This is a genomic window from Curtobacterium poinsettiae (assembly GCF_047226435.1).
Taxonomy (GTDB): Bacteria; Actinomycetota; Actinomycetes; order Actinomycetales; family Microbacteriaceae; genus Curtobacterium; species Curtobacterium poinsettiae.
Map to the genome: position 1 here is coordinate 3,244,220 of NZ_CP178434.1, position 17,016 is coordinate 3,261,235.

14 protein-coding genes are annotated in these 17,016 nt (G+C 71.1%); 6 read left to right on the forward strand and 8 right to left on the reverse strand.

The window, feature by feature from the left end; all coding sequences use genetic code 11:
- The first annotated feature begins 4 nt into the window (after window positions 1–4).
- The 5 genes from ACL00U_RS15295 to ACL00U_RS15315 all read left to right on the forward strand — a co-directional run bounded on the left by ACL00U_RS15295 (window position 5) and on the right by ACL00U_RS15315 (window position 3,810).
- Window positions 5–1,354, forward strand: coding sequence for an MFS transporter (locus ACL00U_RS15295; RefSeq protein ID WP_412873581.1), 1,350 nt, complete (start codon window positions 5–7; stop codon window positions 1,352–1,354).
- Complete coding sequence (locus ACL00U_RS15300; protein ID WP_228500948.1) at window positions 1,351–2,148, forward strand: SDR family NAD(P)-dependent oxidoreductase; 798 nt, start codon at window positions 1,351–1,353, stop codon at window positions 2,146–2,148. The genes ACL00U_RS15295 and ACL00U_RS15300 overlap by 4 nt, the downstream gene beginning before the upstream one ends.
- Entirely contained in the window at window positions 2,148–2,897 is a 750-nt protein-coding gene (locus ACL00U_RS15305) for an SDR family NAD(P)-dependent oxidoreductase (protein WP_017888143.1), read from the forward strand. The genes ACL00U_RS15300 and ACL00U_RS15305 overlap by 1 nt, the downstream gene beginning before the upstream one ends.
- A 104-nt stretch (window positions 2,898–3,001) precedes the next feature.
- Window positions 3,002–3,457 carry a GNAT family N-acetyltransferase gene (locus ACL00U_RS15310; RefSeq protein WP_017888144.1) on the forward strand — a complete coding sequence of 152 codons (456 nt, stop codon included), beginning with the start codon at window positions 3,002–3,004 and terminating at the stop codon, window positions 3,455–3,457.
- A 14-nt stretch (window positions 3,458–3,471) separates the two neighbouring features.
- Complete coding sequence (locus ACL00U_RS15315; protein WP_017888145.1) at window positions 3,472–3,810, forward strand: MGMT family protein; 339 nt, start codon at window positions 3,472–3,474, stop codon at window positions 3,808–3,810.
- 22 nt (window positions 3,811–3,832) lie between these two features.
- Here ACL00U_RS15315 and ACL00U_RS15320 read toward each other — a convergent pair whose 3' ends face one another.
- The 8 genes from ACL00U_RS15320 to sucC all read right to left on the reverse strand — a co-directional run bounded on the left by ACL00U_RS15320 (window position 3,833) and on the right by sucC (window position 15,158).
- A complete protein-coding gene (locus ACL00U_RS15320) occupies window positions 3,833–4,261 on the reverse strand; it encodes a DUF805 domain-containing protein (RefSeq protein ID WP_017888146.1) in 429 nt (142 codons plus the stop codon).
- 37 nt (window positions 4,262–4,298) lie between these two features.
- Window positions 4,299–6,098 (reverse strand): ABC transporter ATP-binding protein, encoded by a 1,800-nt coding sequence (locus tag ACL00U_RS15325; protein ID WP_031260262.1) that lies wholly within the window; start codon window positions 6,096–6,098, stop codon window positions 4,299–4,301.
- 119 nt (window positions 6,099–6,217) lie between these two features.
- The gene (locus ACL00U_RS15330; protein ID WP_042539805.1) at window positions 6,218–8,026 is read right to left on the reverse strand and encodes an ABC transporter ATP-binding protein; all 1,809 of its coding nucleotides are present in this window, start codon (window positions 8,024–8,026) and stop codon (window positions 6,218–6,220) included.
- A 577-nt stretch (window positions 8,027–8,603) separates the two neighbouring features.
- A complete protein-coding gene (purH, locus tag ACL00U_RS15335; protein WP_056071930.1) occupies window positions 8,604–10,238 on the reverse strand; it encodes a bifunctional phosphoribosylaminoimidazolecarboxamide formyltransferase/IMP cyclohydrolase in 1,635 nt (544 codons plus the stop codon).
- Entirely contained in the window at window positions 10,235–10,828 is a 594-nt protein-coding gene (gene purN, locus ACL00U_RS15340) for a phosphoribosylglycinamide formyltransferase (RefSeq protein ID WP_042539801.1), read from the reverse strand. The genes purH and purN overlap by 4 nt, the downstream gene beginning before the upstream one ends.
- A gap of 41 nt (window positions 10,829–10,869) precedes the next feature.
- A complete protein-coding gene (locus ACL00U_RS15345) occupies window positions 10,870–12,948 on the reverse strand; it encodes a DUF6350 family protein (protein WP_412873582.1) in 2,079 nt (692 codons plus the stop codon).
- A 141-nt stretch (window positions 12,949–13,089) separates the two neighbouring features.
- Window positions 13,090–13,977 (reverse strand): succinate--CoA ligase subunit alpha, encoded by an 888-nt coding sequence (gene sucD / locus ACL00U_RS15350; protein ID WP_042539799.1) that lies wholly within the window; start codon window positions 13,975–13,977, stop codon window positions 13,090–13,092.
- An 11-nt stretch (window positions 13,978–13,988) separates the two neighbouring features.
- Entirely contained in the window at window positions 13,989–15,158 is a 1,170-nt protein-coding gene (sucC, locus tag ACL00U_RS15355; protein WP_412873583.1) for an ADP-forming succinate--CoA ligase subunit beta, read from the reverse strand.
- A 223-nt stretch (window positions 15,159–15,381) separates the two neighbouring features.
- Here sucC and ACL00U_RS15360 point away from each other — a divergent pair, with 223 nt between their 5' ends.
- On the forward strand, window positions 15,382–17,013 hold the full coding sequence (locus ACL00U_RS15360) for a RecQ family ATP-dependent DNA helicase (protein WP_412873584.1): 1,632 nt from the start codon (window positions 15,382–15,384) through the stop codon (window positions 17,011–17,013).
- Window positions 17,014–17,016: the final 3 nt, after the last annotated feature.

The following is a 17,016-nucleotide window of genomic DNA, read 5'->3' on the forward strand; positions in this document are numbered from 1 at the left end:
GACCATGTCCACCACGACCATCCACGAGCCCGAGGACCTCGAGCTCGCCACCGGGACGTTCCCGACGATCGGGCCGAAGGAGACCAAGCGCGGCGCGACGCTGGCGTTCTTCGCCTGGACCCTCGCCGTCTACGACTTCATCATGTTCGGCACGCTCCTCCCCCGCATCGCCGAGGACTTCGGGTGGAACGAGCAGACCGCCCTGCTGGCGAACACCCTCGTGAGCGTCGGGGTCTTCGTCGTCGTCGTCCTCGTCGGTCTGTTCGTGGACCGACTCGGTCGGCGCCGGGGCATGATGATCACGATCGGCGGCGCGGCCCTGTCCTCGCTGCTGACGGCGGCGTCGACGGGGGTCGCCTCGCTCGTCGGTTTCCGGGCCCTGAGCGGCTTCGGGATGGCCGAGCAGTCGGTCAACTCCACCTACCTCAACGAGGTCTTCGCGCTCACCGAGCTCGAGGGCGTCAAGAAGCGTCGCGGCTTCTTCTACAGCCTCGTCCAGACCGGGTGGCCGATCGGCGCGCTCCTCGCGGCCGCGTTCATCGCCGGCATCAACGGGCTGTTCGGACAGGAGTCCTGGCGGCTCGCGTTCCTCATCGCCACCGTCCCGGCGCTCTTCGTGCTGTTCCTGCGCAAGGGCATCAAGGAGACGCCGCAGCACCGTCTGAACACCTACCTGCGGCAGCTGCGGAAGTCCGGTCGCACCGAGGAGGCCGCCGAGGTCGCCGCCCGCTTCGGCATCGTCGACGAGGGTCCGAACCCGCTGCGGGCGATCTTCGGCCGACGGTACGCACGCAACACCGTCGTGCTCTCGATCGCCTGGATCGTGAACTACTTCGGCATCACCACCACGAGCGTGCTCGGGACGACGATGCTCGAGGGCGTCAAGGGTGTCGACCCGAGCATGTCGCTGCTCATCATCGTGCTGTCCAACGTGGTAGGCGCCGCGGGCTACCTGTTCCACGGCTGGCTCGGCGACATCATCGGCCGCAAGACCACGATCGTCGTGGGCTGGGTGCTCGCCGGTGTGTGCTGGACCCTCTTCGTGCTCGGGCCGGACGACTTCGGCTACGTCCTCGTCACGTACATGCTGACGCTGTTCTTCCTGCTCGGACCGTACGCGTCGCTGCTCTTCCTGCAGGCGGAGTGCTTCGACTCGAGCTGCCGCGCGACCGGGTCCGCGTTCGTCACCGCGATGGGACAGCCCGGCACCATCATCGGCTCGGCTGTGCTGACGGCCCTCGTCGCCGGGAGCATCGGGCTCGGCCCGGCAGCCCTCATCGTCGGTGCGAGCGGCATGGTCCTCTCCGGTCTGATCATGCTCGCGACGAAGCGCGTGGCGGTGATCGAGCATTGAGCGTCACGACACCGGCAGGCGTGTACTCCGAGTTCGCGGGGAGCGTGGTCGTCATCACCGGCGCCGCGAGCGGGATCGGCGCGGCCCTCGCCGTGCAGCTCGCCGAGTACGGCGCGAACATCGTCATCCCCGTCTTCGCGGGTGACCCGCACGATCCCGCACCCGTCGTCGACGCCGTCGAGGCGGCCGGTGGCAGTGCGCTGACGGTCGCCGCGGACGTCCGCAGCACCGAGGACGTCGACGCCGTGTTCCAGGCGGCCGTCGACCGCTGGGGGCGCGTCGACCACGTCGTGGCGGGAGCGGGGGTGCTCCGCCGGCAGCCGCTCGACACCATGACCGACGCGGCGTGGGACGACATCCTGCAGGTGGACCTGCACGGTGTGATGCGCACGCTCCGGGCCGGCGCCCGACACCTCGACCGGGGCGGGTCGATGGTGGCCGTCTCGTCGATCGCGGGCGGGGTGTACGGCTGGGTCGCGCACAGCCACTACGCCGCGTGCAAGGCGGCGGTGATCGGCCTCGCCCGGAGTGCGGCAGCCGAACTCGCACCGCGTGGGATCCGGGTAAACACCATCATCCCGGGGCTCATCGAGACGCCGCAGTCCTCGGACGCCCAGAACTCGCTCGGTCCGGCGGGCCTCGCCGCCGCGGGTGCTCGGATCCCGTGGGGTCGGGTCGGCCACGCCGAGGAGGCCGCCGCGGCCATCCGGTTCCTGCTCAGCCACGAGGCGCGCTACGTCACCGGGCAGGAACTCGTCGTCGACGGCGGCCTGACGATCCTGATGGCCGACTGATGCCGGACCGGACGGCGTTCGACCTCACCGGGACGACCGCGCTCGTGACGGGCGGTGCGAGCGGCATCGGGCTCGCGATCGTGGAGACCTTCGTCACCGCAGGAGCGCGGGTCGTCGCCGCCGACCTCGACGCCGACGGCCTGGCGGACCTCGCCGAGCGGCTGGGCGTCCGGACCATCGTGCTCGACGTCACCGACGAGGACCGGGTCGAGGCCGCCGTGGCGTCGGTCGACGAGGAGTCCGGCGGGATCCAGGTCCTGGTGAACGCCGCCGGCGTGCTCTCGCAGGCGCCGCTCGAGGAACTCACCACGGAGGACTGGGCGCGTGTCATCGCGATCGACCTGACCGGGGTCTTCCTGGTGATGCGAGCAGTCGGTCGGCGGATGCTCCGCGACGGGCACGGGCGCATCATCAACCTCGCCTCGCAGCTGGCGATCAAGGGCGGTTCCGAGGTCGCGCACTACGCGGCAGCGAAGGCCGGCGTCATCGCGCTGACGAAGAGCGCCGCGATCGAGTGGAGCGGGCGGGGTGTGCTCGTCAACGCGATCGCACCCGGCCCGATCGTCTCCCCGATGACGGACCGGATGACCCAGCAGTGGCGGACGGACAAGGCCGCCGAGCTCCCGATCGGACGCTTCGGGGTCCCCGCCGAGGTCGCGCCGACCGCCCTGCTGCTCGCGTCGTCCCCGGCGGGTGACCTGTACACCGGGCAGACGCTCGGCCCGAACTCGGGTGACGTCATGCCGTGAGCAGCACCCGCCGGTCGGCCGCCCGGTTCCGCCGCGACAACGGTGCGGTCTCGGTCTGCCGTCGCCACTGGCTTCCGCAGGGTCAGCACCGTTACCCTGGCCGCATGTCCGACCTGCGCCTGGAAGAACTCTCCGCGAAGACCGCTGCCGCGGCCAACTCCCTGACGCTCAAGCCGGGCCAGGAACAGTTCGTGCAGCCGACCACCTACGGGGTCGCCGAGACCGACGTCAAGCCGAGCTCCGCGTGGACCCGTGTCGTCCTCGACGACGACGAGGTCCTCGGCCTGATCATCGGTTCGTTCGACGCCGACAACGCGCAGGAAGAACTGCGCAGCTGCATCTGGCGCGTCAACGTGGCAGCCAGCGCGCAGGGCCGTGGCGTCGGTCGCTTCGCCGTGCACGGTCTGGCGGACGAAGCGCGCAGCCGCGGGTTCGAGCGACTGACGGTCGTGTACGAGCCCGGCGGCGACGACAGCCCCGAGGCGTTCTTCCGCGCCGTGGGCTTCGAGGTCGTGCGCGAGACCCAGTACGGCGACCACTTCGCGGTCCTGACGCTCTAGCACGCTCCGACGACGTGCCCACCGACGACGCATCGGTCGACTTCGGCGCCGCCGTCGCCGAGGTGGTGCGGATGATCCCGCCCGGTCACGTCATGACGTACGGCGACGTCGCCGCAGTCCTCGGATCGCGGGCCTCTCGTGCCGTCGGCAAGGTGATGGCGCACGAGGGCGCCGACCTGCCGTGGTGGCGTGTGGTGCGCGCGGGTGGGCACCCGCCGCTCCGCCACGAGGCCCGGGCGCTCGAGCACTACCGGGCCGAGGGGACCCCGCTCGTGCAGGGGACGACGACCTGGAGGCTCGACATGCGTCGTGCGCGCTGGTCACCGGCAACGGACGCGGACGACCCGTTCTGACCCCGCGCCGCGCGGGTCGACCTCAGCGGTCGAAGCGCGCACCCTTCGGGTTCGCGGGCAGCAGGCACAGCACGTAGACGATCAGCGAGCCGAGGCCCGGCAGCACGTGCAGGAACTGCCAGAAGCCGGACAGGTTCGCGTCGTGCAGTCGTCGGGCGCCGAGGCCGAGGGAGCCGACGAGCGTCGCGAGCACCCACAGCATGAACAGGTACGACCCGACGGGGTTCTCGAGCACCGGGGTGTCCGGCGTGAACACCTGCGGCACGAGCTGCAGCACGAGCCCGATCGCGAGCGACGTCAGCCACCACCACCAGAACTCGGCGCGCGATGCCCGTCCGGTGAACACGGTGTACTTCCGCCAGAACCGGCGAACGGCCTCGGTGAAGGGGGCACCGTAGAAGGGGTCGTGCAGGGCGACGCCGCCGGGCTGCACCACGCTGTCGTTGCTCATGGAGCAAGCCAACCACGTGGTGCAGCCCGACCGGGGCCTAGACGAGCGAGTCGCGCCAGGCTGCGTGCAGCTGGGCGAAGCGCCCGGTGCCGGCGATGAGGTCGGCGGGGGTACCGTCCTCGACGATCCGGCCGTGCTCCATCACGAGCACCCGGTGGGCGATCGCGACGGTGGACAGCCGGTGCGCGATGATCACCGCGGTGCGGTCGGCGAGCAGGGTCTCCAGGCCCTCCTGCACGAGTCGCTCCGAGGGGATGTCGAGCGACGCCGTGGCCTCGTCGAGGATGAGCACCTTCGGGTCCGCGATGAACGCCCGCGCGAACGAGAGCAGCTGCCGCTGGCCCGCCGAGACACGGCCACCGCGCTTGTTCACGTCGGTGTCGTACCCGTCGGGCAGCGCCATGATGAACTCGTGCGCGCCGACCGCCTTGGCCGACGCCTCGATCTCCTGGCGGGACGCCCCGGGCTTGCCGAGCGCGATGTTGTCCGCGACGGTTCCGGAGAACAGGTAGGCCTCTTGCGTGACCATGACGATCGCGCGGCGCATGTCCTTCGTGTCGAGGTCACGCAGGTCCACACCGTCGAGCTTGACGGAGCCCTGACTCGGGTCGTAGAAGCGCGCCATGAGCTTGGCGAGCGTCGACTTGCCGGCGCCGGTGGAACCGACGAGGGCGATGGTCTGCCCCGACGGGATGTGCAGGTCGAACTCCGGCAGCACGACCTTGCCCTTGTTGTAGGCGAACACGACGTCGTCGAAGTCCATCTTCCCGGTGGCGTCCGCCAGACGGGTGGGCTTCACGGGGTCCGGCACGCTCGGCCGTTCCTCGAGGACGCCGGAGATCTTCTCCATCGCCGCTGAGGCGGACTGGTACCCGTTGTAGAACATCGCGAGTTCCTGCGCCGGGTCGAAGAAGCGCTTGGCGTACAGCGCGACCGCGAGCAGCGCACCGACCTCGAGCGTCCCGCCGACGATCCGGAAGCCGCCGACGATGACGACCGCGGCGAGCGTGGCGTTGCCGATGAGCACGAGCACCGGGTCGAAGGTCCCGAACAGGTTGAACACCTTCGTGTTCGCCACCCGGTAGTCCTCGACGTAGCCGCCGTACTCGTCACGGTTGCGGGACTCCTTGCGGAACGCCTGCACCGCGCGGATGCCCGTCATCGTCTCGACGAAGTGCACGATCACGCGCGCCGAGGTGACACGGGTGGAGCGGAACAGCGTCTGCGAGTTCGTCTGGAACCAGCGGATCAGGAACCAGAGCGGCACGAGCGACACCGCGAGCACGAGCCCGGACGTCGGGTCGAGCAGCACCAGGGCCACGGCGGTGAACGCCATGTACAGCACGCCCTGGATGAGCTGGTTCAGCCCCGAGTCGAGCAGCTCGCGGATCGAGTCGAGGTCACTCGTCTGGCGCGAGATGATCCGGCCCGACGTGTAGGTCTCGTGGAACTCGAGCGAGAGCCGCTGCGTGTGCAGGAACACCCGCTTGCGCAGGTCGAACAGGATCGCCTGGCTGATCCGAGCCGCGAGCACCGTGTACCAGGCGGTGAGCACCGCACCGAGGACGGCCACGACGATGTACGTCGAGACGACGCCGAACGCCGGCACCCAGTCGTTCTGGTCCATCACCGCGGGCAGGGCGTTGTCGATGCCCCACGCGATGAGCGCCGGACCCGCGACGGTGCCGGCGGTCGAGACCACGACCACGATGCCGAGCAGCACCAGCCGGAGCTTCAGCGGTGCGGCGAGGGACCCGAGCAGGGCGAGGGACCGGCGCCGCAGGCGCTTGCTCTCGGCCTTCGTGAAGTCCTCACGCTCCTCGCCGCGCACGCCCATGGTGGTGATCGAGGCGGTGACGGGGGCGGCAGACTGCGCGTCGGCGATGTCGTCGACGACGGGATCCGCGCCTCCCGGCCCGGCCGACGTGTCGAGCGGCAGGTTCTTCTCTTGCTGGCTCATGCCATCGCCTCCTGTCGTGCGGTCGCGTCGTCGTCGTCGAGCGACGAGATGACGTAGCGGTAGTGCTCGTTGGTGGCCATCAGGTCGTGGTGGGTCCCGACGGCCGTGACGACGCCGTTCTCCATCAGGGCGACCCGGTCGGCCAGCGTCACCGTCGACGGACGGTGCGCCACGATGAGCGACGTGGTGTCGGCGAGCACGCGTCGCAGGCCCGCCTCGACCCGCGCCTCGGTGTCGACGTCGAGCGCCGACAGCGGGTCGTCGAGCACGAGCACCGACGGCCGCGCGGCGATCGCGCGGGCGAGTGCCAGGCGCTGTCGCTGGCCACCGGACAGCGACAGCCCCTCTTCACCGACCCGGGTGTCGACGCCGTCGGGCAGGTCGTCCACGAAGGACGCCTGCGCGATGTCGAGTGCCTCGCGCATGAGCGCCTCGGCCTCGGCACCCTGCACGTCCGGTCGACCGAGGAGCACGTTCTCACGCACGGTCGACGAGAACAGGGTGGCGTCCTCGAAGGCGACGCCGACGTGCCGGCGGAGCTCTTCGCGGGTGAGGTCGCGGATGTCGACCCCGTCGATCGTCACCGAACCACCGGTCACGTCGTACAGACGCGGCACGAGCGAGAGCAGGGTCGTCTTGCCGCAGCCGGTCAGCCCGACGAGCGCCATGGTCTCGCCCGGCTGCAGCTGCAGTTCGACGCCGTTGATCAGGTCCGGGTACTGCGGTGCGGAGTCCTGGTACCGGAAGTGCACGCCGTTGAACGACAGCGCACCGTGCGGCTCGGCGATCGTCTTCGGGTGTTCCGGGTCCGTGATGGTGTTCTCGGAGTCCATGACCTCGAAGAAGCGGTCGACCGCCGTGCGGGTGTCGAACGTCATCGAGAGCAGGAAGCCGATCGACTCGATCGGGAACCGCAGCACCGTCGCCGTCGCGAAGAACGCGAACAGCTGGCCGACGGTGAGCTGCCCCTGCGAGGCCAGCCAGATGCCGGCGAGCAGGCACAGCGCGAACGCGACGTCCGGCACGAGCAGCAGCCACAGCCAGATGCCGGCGATGGCCTTCGCCTTCTTGATCTCGGTGCCGCGCAGGGCTTCGGCCTGCTCGCTGAACTCCTCGAGCTTCGCGCCGCCGCGACCGAACGCCTTGAGCACGCGGATGCCGTGCACCGACTGCTCGACGCTCGTGGCGAGGTCGCCCACCTGGTCCTGGCTGCGGCGTGCGACGGCGGAGTACCGGCGCTCGAACAGCAGGCCGTTGATCCACAGCGGGATCGACGCGATCAGGAAGATCAGCCCGAGGATCCACCCGAAGGTGAACAGCACGACGAAGCCGACGACGATCGTCACGATGTTGACGACGAGCAGGACGACCCCGAAGGCCAGCCAGCGCCGGATCAGCGACAGGTCGGACACGGAACGGGACAGCAGCTGCCCGGACTCCCAGCGGTCGTGGAACGCGACCGGCAGGTCCTGCAGCTTCGCGTAGAGCGAGTTGCGCATGCTCGTCTCGATGCGGGTCGAGGGACGCATCACCAGCCGGCGGCGCGAGGCGATGAAGAACGCCTCGAGCACACCGAGGGCGAGCACCCCGAGCCCGGCGGGCCAGATCTGTGCCGAGTCGCGCGACGACAGCGGACCGTCGACGAGCCACTGCAGCACGTAGGGGATTGCGAGCGCCACCAGGGAGGCTCCCATCGCTGCGGCCATGCCGCCGATGAGGCGCCCCTGGTAGGGCTTCACGTAGGGGTAGATCCGCGCGATCGCGCGGAAGGTGGACGGGCGCGCCGTGGTGGGCGACTTGGACATGGTTGCGTCCTCATGCGTCTGCCGGGTCCCCGGGTCGCGCTGCGCGGTGCGTGCTTGCTTGCTGCTTGCTTGCTTGCTGCTTGCTTGCTCGCGTCGCGCGGCTTCGGCCTGGAGGCTCGGTGTGGCGTTGCGTGGTGATCATCGGCCGGGCGCGTGGTCGCGTCTCCGCCGTCACTCGCGTGACGTCGGTCGGGCCGGAGGCACCGGGGGAGCGTCGTCCCCCGGGTTCAGGCGGGTGGTTCGCGGACGCCGGTGGTGCTGCGTCGCGGGGCCGTGGGAACGGCCCGACTAGACGGCGGCCGCGACGCGGGGTCGCGGTGCGATCGGGGATCGCCGTGCGGGAGTGGTCCCCACGACGGACACGAGACCTGCGCGGGCGGCCGTCGCCACGGTTCCGGTCATGTTGTCCATCGTCACTCCAGTCGTCGTCTTCGTCACCGTTGTGTCCGCGGTGCCGCCGGTCCCGAGGGATCGTCGGCTGCCTGCCGCGGAGCCTTACAGACTATTCACAGTGACTGTCGCCGCGCAATGGTCTGCCACCGATTGTTCACATCGGTGGACGAAGTGGCAGTGCACATCAGTGGAAGAAGTGGCGCTCGCTCGTGAAGTACATCGTCACGCCAGCAGCCTTCGCCGCAGCGATGACCTCGTCGTCACGGACGCTGCCACCGGGCTGCGCCACCGCACGGACACCGGCGTCGAGCAGCACCTGCAAGCCGTCGGCGAACGGGAAGAACGCATCCGACGCCGCGACGCTGCCGGCAGCCCGGTCACCCGCACGGTTCACGGCGAGGTGGCACGAGTCGACCCGGTTGACCTGGCCCATGCCGACACCGACGCTCGCGCCCTGGTTCGCCAGCAGGATGGCGTTCGACTTCACCGAACGGCTGGCACGCCACGCGAAGGCCAGGTCGGTCAGGGTCTGCGCATCGGCGGGCTCGCCGGCCACGAGGGTCCAGGTGGACTGGTCGAAGCCCGTGAAGCGGTCGGCGTCCTGCACCAGGAACCCGCCGGAGACCTGCTTGACCTCGCGGTCGGCGAGCGCGAAGTCGGCCGGCAGCGTGAGCAGGCGGATGTTCTTCTTGCGCGACAGGACCTCGAGCGCCTCGGGGTCGAACCCGGGGGCGACGACGACCTCGGTGAAGATGTCCTTGACGGTCTCGGCCATGGTCAGGGTGACCGGGCGGTTCGCGGCGATGACCCCGCCGAACGCCGACAGCGGGTCGCAGGCGTGCGCGGCGGCGTGGGCCGAGGCGATCGGGTCGGCGGCGTCGGCCGGGGCGATCGCGATGCCGCACGGGTTGGCGTGCTTGATGATCGCGACGGCGGGCTCGTCGAAGTCGAAGGCCGCGCGGACCGCCGCGTCGGCGTCGACGTAGTTGTTGTACGACATCTCCTTGCCGTGCAGCTGCGTCGCCTGTGCGATACCGGTGCCGTCCGGCGTCGTGTAGAGCGCCGCGGCCTGGTGGGCGTTCTCGCCGTAGCGCAGGGTCGCGGACAGCTCGGCACCGACCGACAGGTACTCGTCGAACGCGCCGGGGGTCCGGATGTCGCCGGAGGCCGTCGGGGCTGCGGCGGCGGAGACGACGTCGCTCGCGAAGTAGGACGCCACCGCGGTGTCGTACGCGGCGGTGTGCGCGAAGGCCTGGGCGGCGAGGCGCTTGCGGAGCTCGAGCGTGGTGCCGCCGGCACGCACGGCCTCGACGACCTCGGGGTAGGACGCCGGGGACACGACGATCGCCACGTTCGGGTGGTTCTTCGCCGAGGCACGGACCATCGCGGGGCCGCCGATGTCGACGTTCTCGACCACGGTCGCGGTGTCGGCGCCGGACGCCACGGTCTCGACGAACGGGTAGAGGTTCACCACGACGAGTTCGAACGGCGCGATGTCGAGGTCGGCGAGCTGCTGCTCGTGCGACTCGAGCCGCAGGTCGGCGAGCAGGCCGGCGTGCACCGACGGGTGCAGCGTCTTCACGCGACCGTCGAGCGACTCGGGGAACCCGGTGACGCTCGCGACGTCGGTGACGGCGTAGCCCGCGTCACGGATGGTCTGCGCGGTGGAACCGGTCGACACGATCTCCACCCCGGAGTCGGCCAGGGCGCCGGCGAGCTCGAGCAGGCCGGACTTGTCGCTCACCGAGATCAGTGCACGGCGGACCGGCACCACGTCCCGGTCGCGGTAGAGGCTGGGGTCGGCTGCGTGCACGCTCATGCGCTCGGGGTGCCCTTCAGTTCGGTGGTGCCGTTGGCGATGTCGAGGATGGTCTGGATGAGCAGGCGGCGCTCGACCGGCTTGATGCGGTCGTGCAGCGTCGACTCGCTGTCGCCCGGCAGCACCGGGATGCGCTCCTGGGCCAGGATCGGCCCGGTGTCGACGCCGTCGTCGACCGCGATGACGCTCGCGCCGGTCTCGGTCACGCCGGCGGCGAGTGCGTCGCGCACGCCGTGGGCGCCGGGGAACTCGGGCAGGTACGCCGGGTGGGTGTTGATGATCCCCGGTGCGAACTCGGACACCACGGCCGGGGGCAGCAGGCGCATCAGGCCGGAGAGCACGAGCAGGTCGGGCGACCACGGACGGATCTGCTCCGCCAGGGCCTGACCCCACTCGGCGCGGGAGTCGTAGCGGGTGAACGGGACCGTGAAGGTCGGGATCGAGAACTCCTCGCCCAGCCCGAGCCCCTCGGCGTCGCGGTCGGCACCGATGGCGACGACACGGGCGGGGTACTCGGCGTCGAAGGTCGCTTCGAGCAGGGCTCGGAGGTTCGACCCGGTACCGGAGATCAGGACGACCAGTTCGAGCACGGCACCAACCCTACCGGGAGGCACGGCGTCGGCGGGCGCTGTTACCGGTCGTCCTTCGGCTGTCGCCACCAGGGCAGTTCGTCCTCGGGGATCTGGTCGGTGACGTCCCACTTCGCCTGGCGGGGCTGCTGCTCCCGCTCCGGTGTGGCCGCCCGGGTGTCGTGGGCGACGTCGACGCGGTCCGCCTCGGCGGTCTCGTCCAGGTCGTCCCGGCCGGCGACGAACTCCTCGGTGCTCCACGGGAACGCGGGCTGGGCGTCGGTGGGCACGCGCGGCGGTGCTGCCGCGGGGGCGGTGGCCGTGGGCGGCTCGGGGGCGGGCTGCTGCGGCTCGGCGTCGGAGCCGGTCACGCGGCCGCGCAGTGCACCGGCTCGTCCCCGGACCCCCTCGGCCGCGCCGGCCAGACGGTCGCGCAGGCCGCCCAGGGCTGCTCGTCCGGTACCGCGTCGCACCGGTTCGGGCTCGGCGGCGAGGCGGTCGGCGGCCACCGCGTCGGTCTTCGCCCAGTCGGGGAGCTCGACGTCGTGGTCGGTGTCGCCGGCACGCGGTGCGCGGGGTGGAGGCGTGGGTGCGGAGGCGGGGTCGGGTTCGCGGGCGGGCCGCGCCGGTGTCGCATCGGCCGGCTCGTCCCCGACGACCTCGCTGCCGATCGGCCCGGTCGCCCGCTCGGTCGTCGCGTGTTCGGTCGTCGCCCGCGGGCGCGCTGCCGTCGACCCGTCGTGGGACTCCTCGACGACGAAGCGGTGCACGTCGGTGGTCCGTCCGGCCCCGGCCTGGTCGAGCGCGGCGAGCAGGGACCCCTCGCCGAGGTCTGCTCCGGCGCGCGCGGTGTCGTGGTCCTCGTCGGCCTCGGCGGCCTCGTCCGCCTCGGTCCAGCGCTCGCGCCTCCACCCGCCCTCCGGCAGGCGGACGAGGTCACTGCCCGCGGCGAGGGCGATGATCGCCGGCAGGCCGACCTCGAGTGCGGCGAACCCACCGACCGCCAGGGCGTTCGGGCCGACGTCGGCCAGGCGTCCCGGGCCGAACGAACCGGACGACACCCAGGCGACGAGCCCCGTGAGCACGCCGGCGACGAGTCCTGCCGCGACGCCGCCGAACGCACGGTGCAGTGCGGAGTCCGCAGCGCCCAGGGCCCGCACCAACCGCGGCCGCATCGAGCCGCCGATCGCGAACCCGGCGATGACGGGCACCAGGATCCAGACGAGCCCGAAGGTGTGACCCGAGGTCGGCAGCGCGCCGAAGACCGGCAGGCCGGGGATCGGGCCCAGGGTCGTGGCGATCGGGGACACGCTCGACCCGGTGCCGATGGCGAACCCGGGGCCGATCAGCCACGAGGTCGCCCACCCGACGAAGTCCGGCAGGAACGCGAGCTGTCCGACGGTGAGCGCGACACCACCGATCACCCCGGCGTGCGACTGCTCGTACAGGGTGATGACCTCGGCGAACGAGGTGAAGAGCAGCAGGCCGACCAGCACCGCGGCCACGCCGACGACCACGGCGGTCGCGGCGGTCCCGGCGCGCAGGCCGAACCCGGCGACGGACCGCCAGACGGCGGGGACGCGGTCGACCAGGTCGATGACCCGCTGGGTGACGGCGTCGGCGGGCATGTCCCGGCGACGACGGCAGACCTCGGACGCGGCGAGTGCGGGGATCCCGAACCAGAGCGCCGGCAGCACCACGGCCTGCCAGAGCGTGGGGTGGGTGGCGGCGGAGGTCGTCGACAGCGCGACGGCCAGACCGAGGAGCGCGACGACGGCGGTGCCGACCAGCAGGCCGGTCGTGCGGTGCTCGGTCTCGGCGAACCGGCGTCCGGCACGGGCGCCGAGCCAGGCGGTCACGACCGCGAACCCGAGGGCCGCCAGGGTGACGTGGATGGGGTCGGCAGCGCCGCTGACCCCGGTGCTCTTGGCGAGTGCGGAACCGAGCAGGAACGAGACGTCGACGCCGTGCCCGACGAGCCAGACGCTGCCGGTGGCCTTCCAGAAGACGTCCCAGTCGACCTGCAGGCCGTACTCGAACCCCCAGAGCAGCGTCAGCGGCACGAGGGCGATCCCGATGCCGACGCCGACCGTCACGACCGCCTCGATCGCGGCGAGCAGAGCGGTTCCCAGGCGGTTCATCGCAGCGAGGATACGTGCCCCTCGCGCGGCCGCCCCGGAGCCGCGCGGCTGCCGACGCAAAACACCGGTGTTCGCAGGACGAACACGCGCAAGACGCGGTTCACCCGACGAACACCGGTGTTTTGCGGAACGGGCTCGTCGCTAGCGGGCGGCGACGACCTCGCGCAGCAGCGCGGCGGTCTCGGACGGCGTCTTGCCGACCTTGACGCCTGCGGCCTCGAGCGCCTGCTTCTTCGCCTCGGCGGTGCCGGCCGAACCGGACACGATCGCGCCGGCGTGGCCCATCGTCTTGCCCTCGGGAGCGGTGAAGCCCGCGACGTAGCCGACGACCGGCTTGGTGACGTGCGCCTTGATGAACTCGGCCGCGCGCTCCTCGGCGTCGCCACCGATCTCACCGATCATCACGATGGCCTCGGTCTCGGGGTCGGCCTCGAACGCGGCGAGCGCGTCGATGTGCGTGGTGCCGATGACGGGGTCGCCGCCGATGCCGATGGCGGTCGAGAAGCCCAGGTCACGGAGCTCGTACATCATCTGGTAGGTCAGGGTGCCGGACTTCGAGACGAGGCCGATCGGCCCCTTGCCGGTGATCGTCGCAGGGGTGATGCCGACGAGCGACTCCCCCGGGGTGATGATGCCGGGGCAGTTCGGCCCGATGATCCGGGTCGTGCCGCCCTTCGCCTTGGCGTGCGCCCAGAACTCGGCCGAGTCCTGCACGGGGATGCCCTCGGTGATGACGACGACGAGCGGGATCTCGGCGTCGATGGCCTCCGTCACCGCGTCCTTCGCGAACGCCGGCGGGACGAAGACGATCGAGACGTCGGCACCGGTGGTGTCGATGGCCTCGCGCACCGAGCCGAAGACCGGCAGCTCGACGTCGCCGTGGGTGACGGTGGTGCCGGCCTTGCGGGCGTTGACACCGCCGACGACGTTCGTGCCGGCCTTGAGCATCAGGGCGGTGTGCTTCGTGCCCTCGCCACCCGTGATGCCCTGGACGATGACCTTGGAGTCCTTGTTGAGGAAGATCGACATGGTCAGTCCCTTCAGGCCGCTGCGGCGGCGAGTTCGGCGGCCTGCTCGGCCGCATCGTCCATGGTCGCGGCGACGGTGACGAGCGGGTGCGCTGCCTCCGCCAGGATCCGACGACCCTCTTCCACGTTGTTGCCGTCCAGACGCACGACGAGCGGTTTGGTGGCCGCGTCGCCGAGGATGCCGAGCGCGGCGACGATGCCGTTCGCGACGGCGTCGCACGCGGTGATGCCGCCGAAGACGTTCACGAACACGCTCTTCACCTGCGGGTCGCCGAGGATGACGTCGAGGCCGTTGGCCATGACCTCGGCCGAGGCGCCGCCGCCGATGTCGAGGAAGTTGGCGGGCTTCACGCCGCCGTGGCGCTCACCGGCGTAGGCGACGACGTCGAGCGTCGACATGACGAGCCCCGCGCCGTTGCCGATGACGCCGACCTGGCCGTCGAGCTTGACGTAGTTCAGCCCGTGGGCCTTCGCCTTCGCCTCGAGCGGGTCCTCGCTGGCGGTGTCCTCGAGGTCCTTGTGGCCCTCGTGGCGGAAGTCGGCGTTCTCGTCGAGCGAGACCTTGCCGTCGAGTGCCAGGATCTGGCCGTCGCCGGTGCGGACCAGGGGGTTGACCTCGACGAGGGTCGCGTCCTCGCCCTTGTAGACGTCGTAGAGCTTGACGAAGACGTCGGCGACGGCGTCCTGCAGCTCCGATGGGAAGTTCGCCTGCGCGGCGATCTCGAGCGCCGCGGCCTTGTCGATGCCGGTCAGCGGGTCGACCTCGACCCGGGCGAGTGCCTCGGGCTTCTCGACGGCGAGCTGCTCGATCTCCATGCCGCCCTCGACGCTGGTGAGCGAGAGGTAGGAGCGGTTGGCCCGGTCGAGCAGCACGGAGAAGTAGAACTCCTCGGCGATGTCGGCACCCTGGGCGACCATGACCCGCTGGACGGCGTGGCCCTTGATGTCGAGGCCGAGGATGGCCTGCGCGTGTTCGAAGGCCTCGTCCGGGGTCTTCGCGACCTTGACGCCGCCGGCCTTGCCGCGACCGCCGACCTTCACCTGCGCCTTGACGACCACGACGCCGCCGATCTTCTCGGCCGCCGCCTTCGCCTGCTCGGGGGTGTCGGCGATGATCCCCTGCAACACGGGGACGCCGTAGGACTCGAAGAGGTCCCTGGCCTGATACTCGAAAAGATCCACGCTGTTCTTCTTCCCGCACGGTTCGTGCGATCGGCATCGGTTTCCCGGTCGCGCACTCCACATCGAGGGTCGCTCGATGTCGAGACAACGGCCGCCACGCAGCCTAGCGCTGCTCGGTGGACGGCCGGTGCACGGATACCGCAGCGAGCCGGCTCCGACGGGCGTGAGCCGCTGCGCGCATCGCTGGGACCGGCCTCAGGCTCCCGCTCGGCACTGTGGATCGGTGCACCCCGAACTCCGTACCCGCGCCACCGAGGTCTTCGGCTGGAAGCTCCGCCCCGACCAGGAGTCCGTCATCGACGCGGTCCTCGAAGGCCGCGACGCCCTGGCGGTCATGCCCACCGGTTCGGGGAAGTCCGCGATCTACCAGGTCGCCGGCCTCGGCCTGGACGGGCTCGTCGTCGTGGTCTCCCCGCTCGTCGCGCTGCAGGAGGACCAGGTGGTCGGACTCGAGCACCATCCGGGTGCACCCCGCGCCGTCGCCCTGAACGCAACGAAGAAAGCCCGGGACGTCGCCGATGCCTGGGACGCCGTTGCCGGAGGCCAGGTCGGCTACGTGTTCCTGGCCCCCGAACAGCTGGTGAAGGACGACGTGCTCGAGCGACTCCGCGATGCCGGCGTCGCGCTGGTCGCCGTCGACGAGGCGCACTGCATCTCGTCCTGGGGTCACGACTTCCGACCCGACTACCTGGCGCTCGGCGAGGTCGCGGAGCGCCTGGGCCGCCCACCCGTGCTCGCCCTGACCGCGACGGGCTCCGCTCCGGTGCGGGATGACATCGTCGAGCGGCTCCGCATGCGCGACCCGTTCGTGCTCGCGTCGGGGTTCGACCGACCCGGCATCCGACTCGAGGTCATCCGGCACGCCGAGGACGCCGAGAAGCGCCAGGCCGTGGTCGACCAGGTCGCCGAACTGGACGGGGCCACGGTCGTCTACGTCGCCACCCGCGCCGCGACCACCGAGTACGCCGATGCCCTCGCCACCCGTGGTCGTCGCGCACAGCCGTACCACGCCGGCATGCGCGTGGCGGAGCGCGAGTCCGTGCACACCGGGTTCCTGGACGGCGACGTCGACGTGGTGGTGGCGACCAGCGCGTTCGGCATGGGCATCGACAAGCCCGACGTCCGGTACGTCGTGCACGCCGACGTCCCGGAGTCGGTCGACGCCTACTACCAGGAGATCGGACGGGCCGGGCGGGACGCCGAACCGGCCGGCGCCACCCTGCACTACCGCGCCGAGGACTTCGGCCTGCGCACGTTCTTCGCGTCCGGCTCCCCCCGGCCCGCATCGGTGCGGGCCGTCTTCGACGCCGTCCCGCCCAGCGGCTCGATCGCTCGTTCCGCGCTCACGGAGGCCTCGGGGCTGTCGGCCCGCACCGCCGGCCGTGCGCTCAACGCCCTGCTCGACGCCGGTGCCCTCCGAGACGACGTCGACGGTGTCTCCCGGATGCCGGACGGCCCCCGGGACGCCGACCGTGCGGCTCGCGCCACCGCCGACCGAGCCGCCGAACGGGAACGGGTCGAGGAGTCCCGCATCGCGATGATGCGCCAGCTCGCCGAGACGACCGCGTGCCGCCGGCAGTTCCTGCTCGGCTACTTCGGCGACGAACTGCCGGAGCCGTGCGGCAACTGCGACACCTGCTCGTCGGGCACGGCACGCGACGCCTCCGCCCACGTCGCCGACGGTGCGAACGACGCCGTCTGGCCACCGGATGCCCGCGTCGAGCACGCGGAGTGGGGCACGGGCGTGGTGATGAGCACGGAAGAGGACCGCATCACGGTGTTCTTCGAGTCCGCCGGTTACCGCACCCTCGCACTCGCCGACGTCGAGGAACGCGACCTGCTCGAACGCGTCTGACAG

Bases quoted from the DNA above. Each gene is read 5' to 3' on its own strand.
- ACL00U_RS15295 (WP_412873581.1), top strand. From the start codon at position 5: ATGTCCACCACGACCATCCACGAGCCCGAGGACCTCGAGCTCGCCACC.
- ACL00U_RS15305 (WP_017888143.1), top strand. From the start codon at position 2,148: ATGCCGGACCGGACGGCGTTCGACCTCACCGGGACGACCGCGCTCGTG.
- ACL00U_RS15310 (WP_017888144.1), top strand. From the start codon at position 3,002: ATGTCCGACCTGCGCCTGGAAGAACTCTCCGCGAAGACCGCTGCCGCG.
- ACL00U_RS15320 (WP_017888146.1), bottom strand. From the start codon at position 4,261: ATGAGCAACGACAGCGTGGTGCAGCCCGGCGGCGTCGCCCTGCACGAC.
- ACL00U_RS15325 (WP_031260262.1), bottom strand. From the start codon at position 6,098: ATGGGCGTGCGCGGCGAGGAGCGTGAGGACTTCACGAAGGCCGAGAGC.
- ACL00U_RS15330 (WP_042539805.1), bottom strand. From the start codon at position 8,026: ATGTCCAAGTCGCCCACCACGGCGCGCCCGTCCACCTTCCGCGCGATC.
- purH (WP_056071930.1), bottom strand. From the start codon at position 10,238: ATGAGCGTGCACGCAGCCGACCCCAGCCTCTACCGCGACCGGGACGTG.
- ACL00U_RS15345 (WP_412873582.1), bottom strand. From the start codon at position 12,948: ATGAACCGCCTGGGAACCGCTCTGCTCGCCGCGATCGAGGCGGTCGTG.
- sucD (WP_042539799.1), bottom strand. From the start codon at position 13,977: ATGTCGATCTTCCTCAACAAGGACTCCAAGGTCATCGTCCAGGGCATC.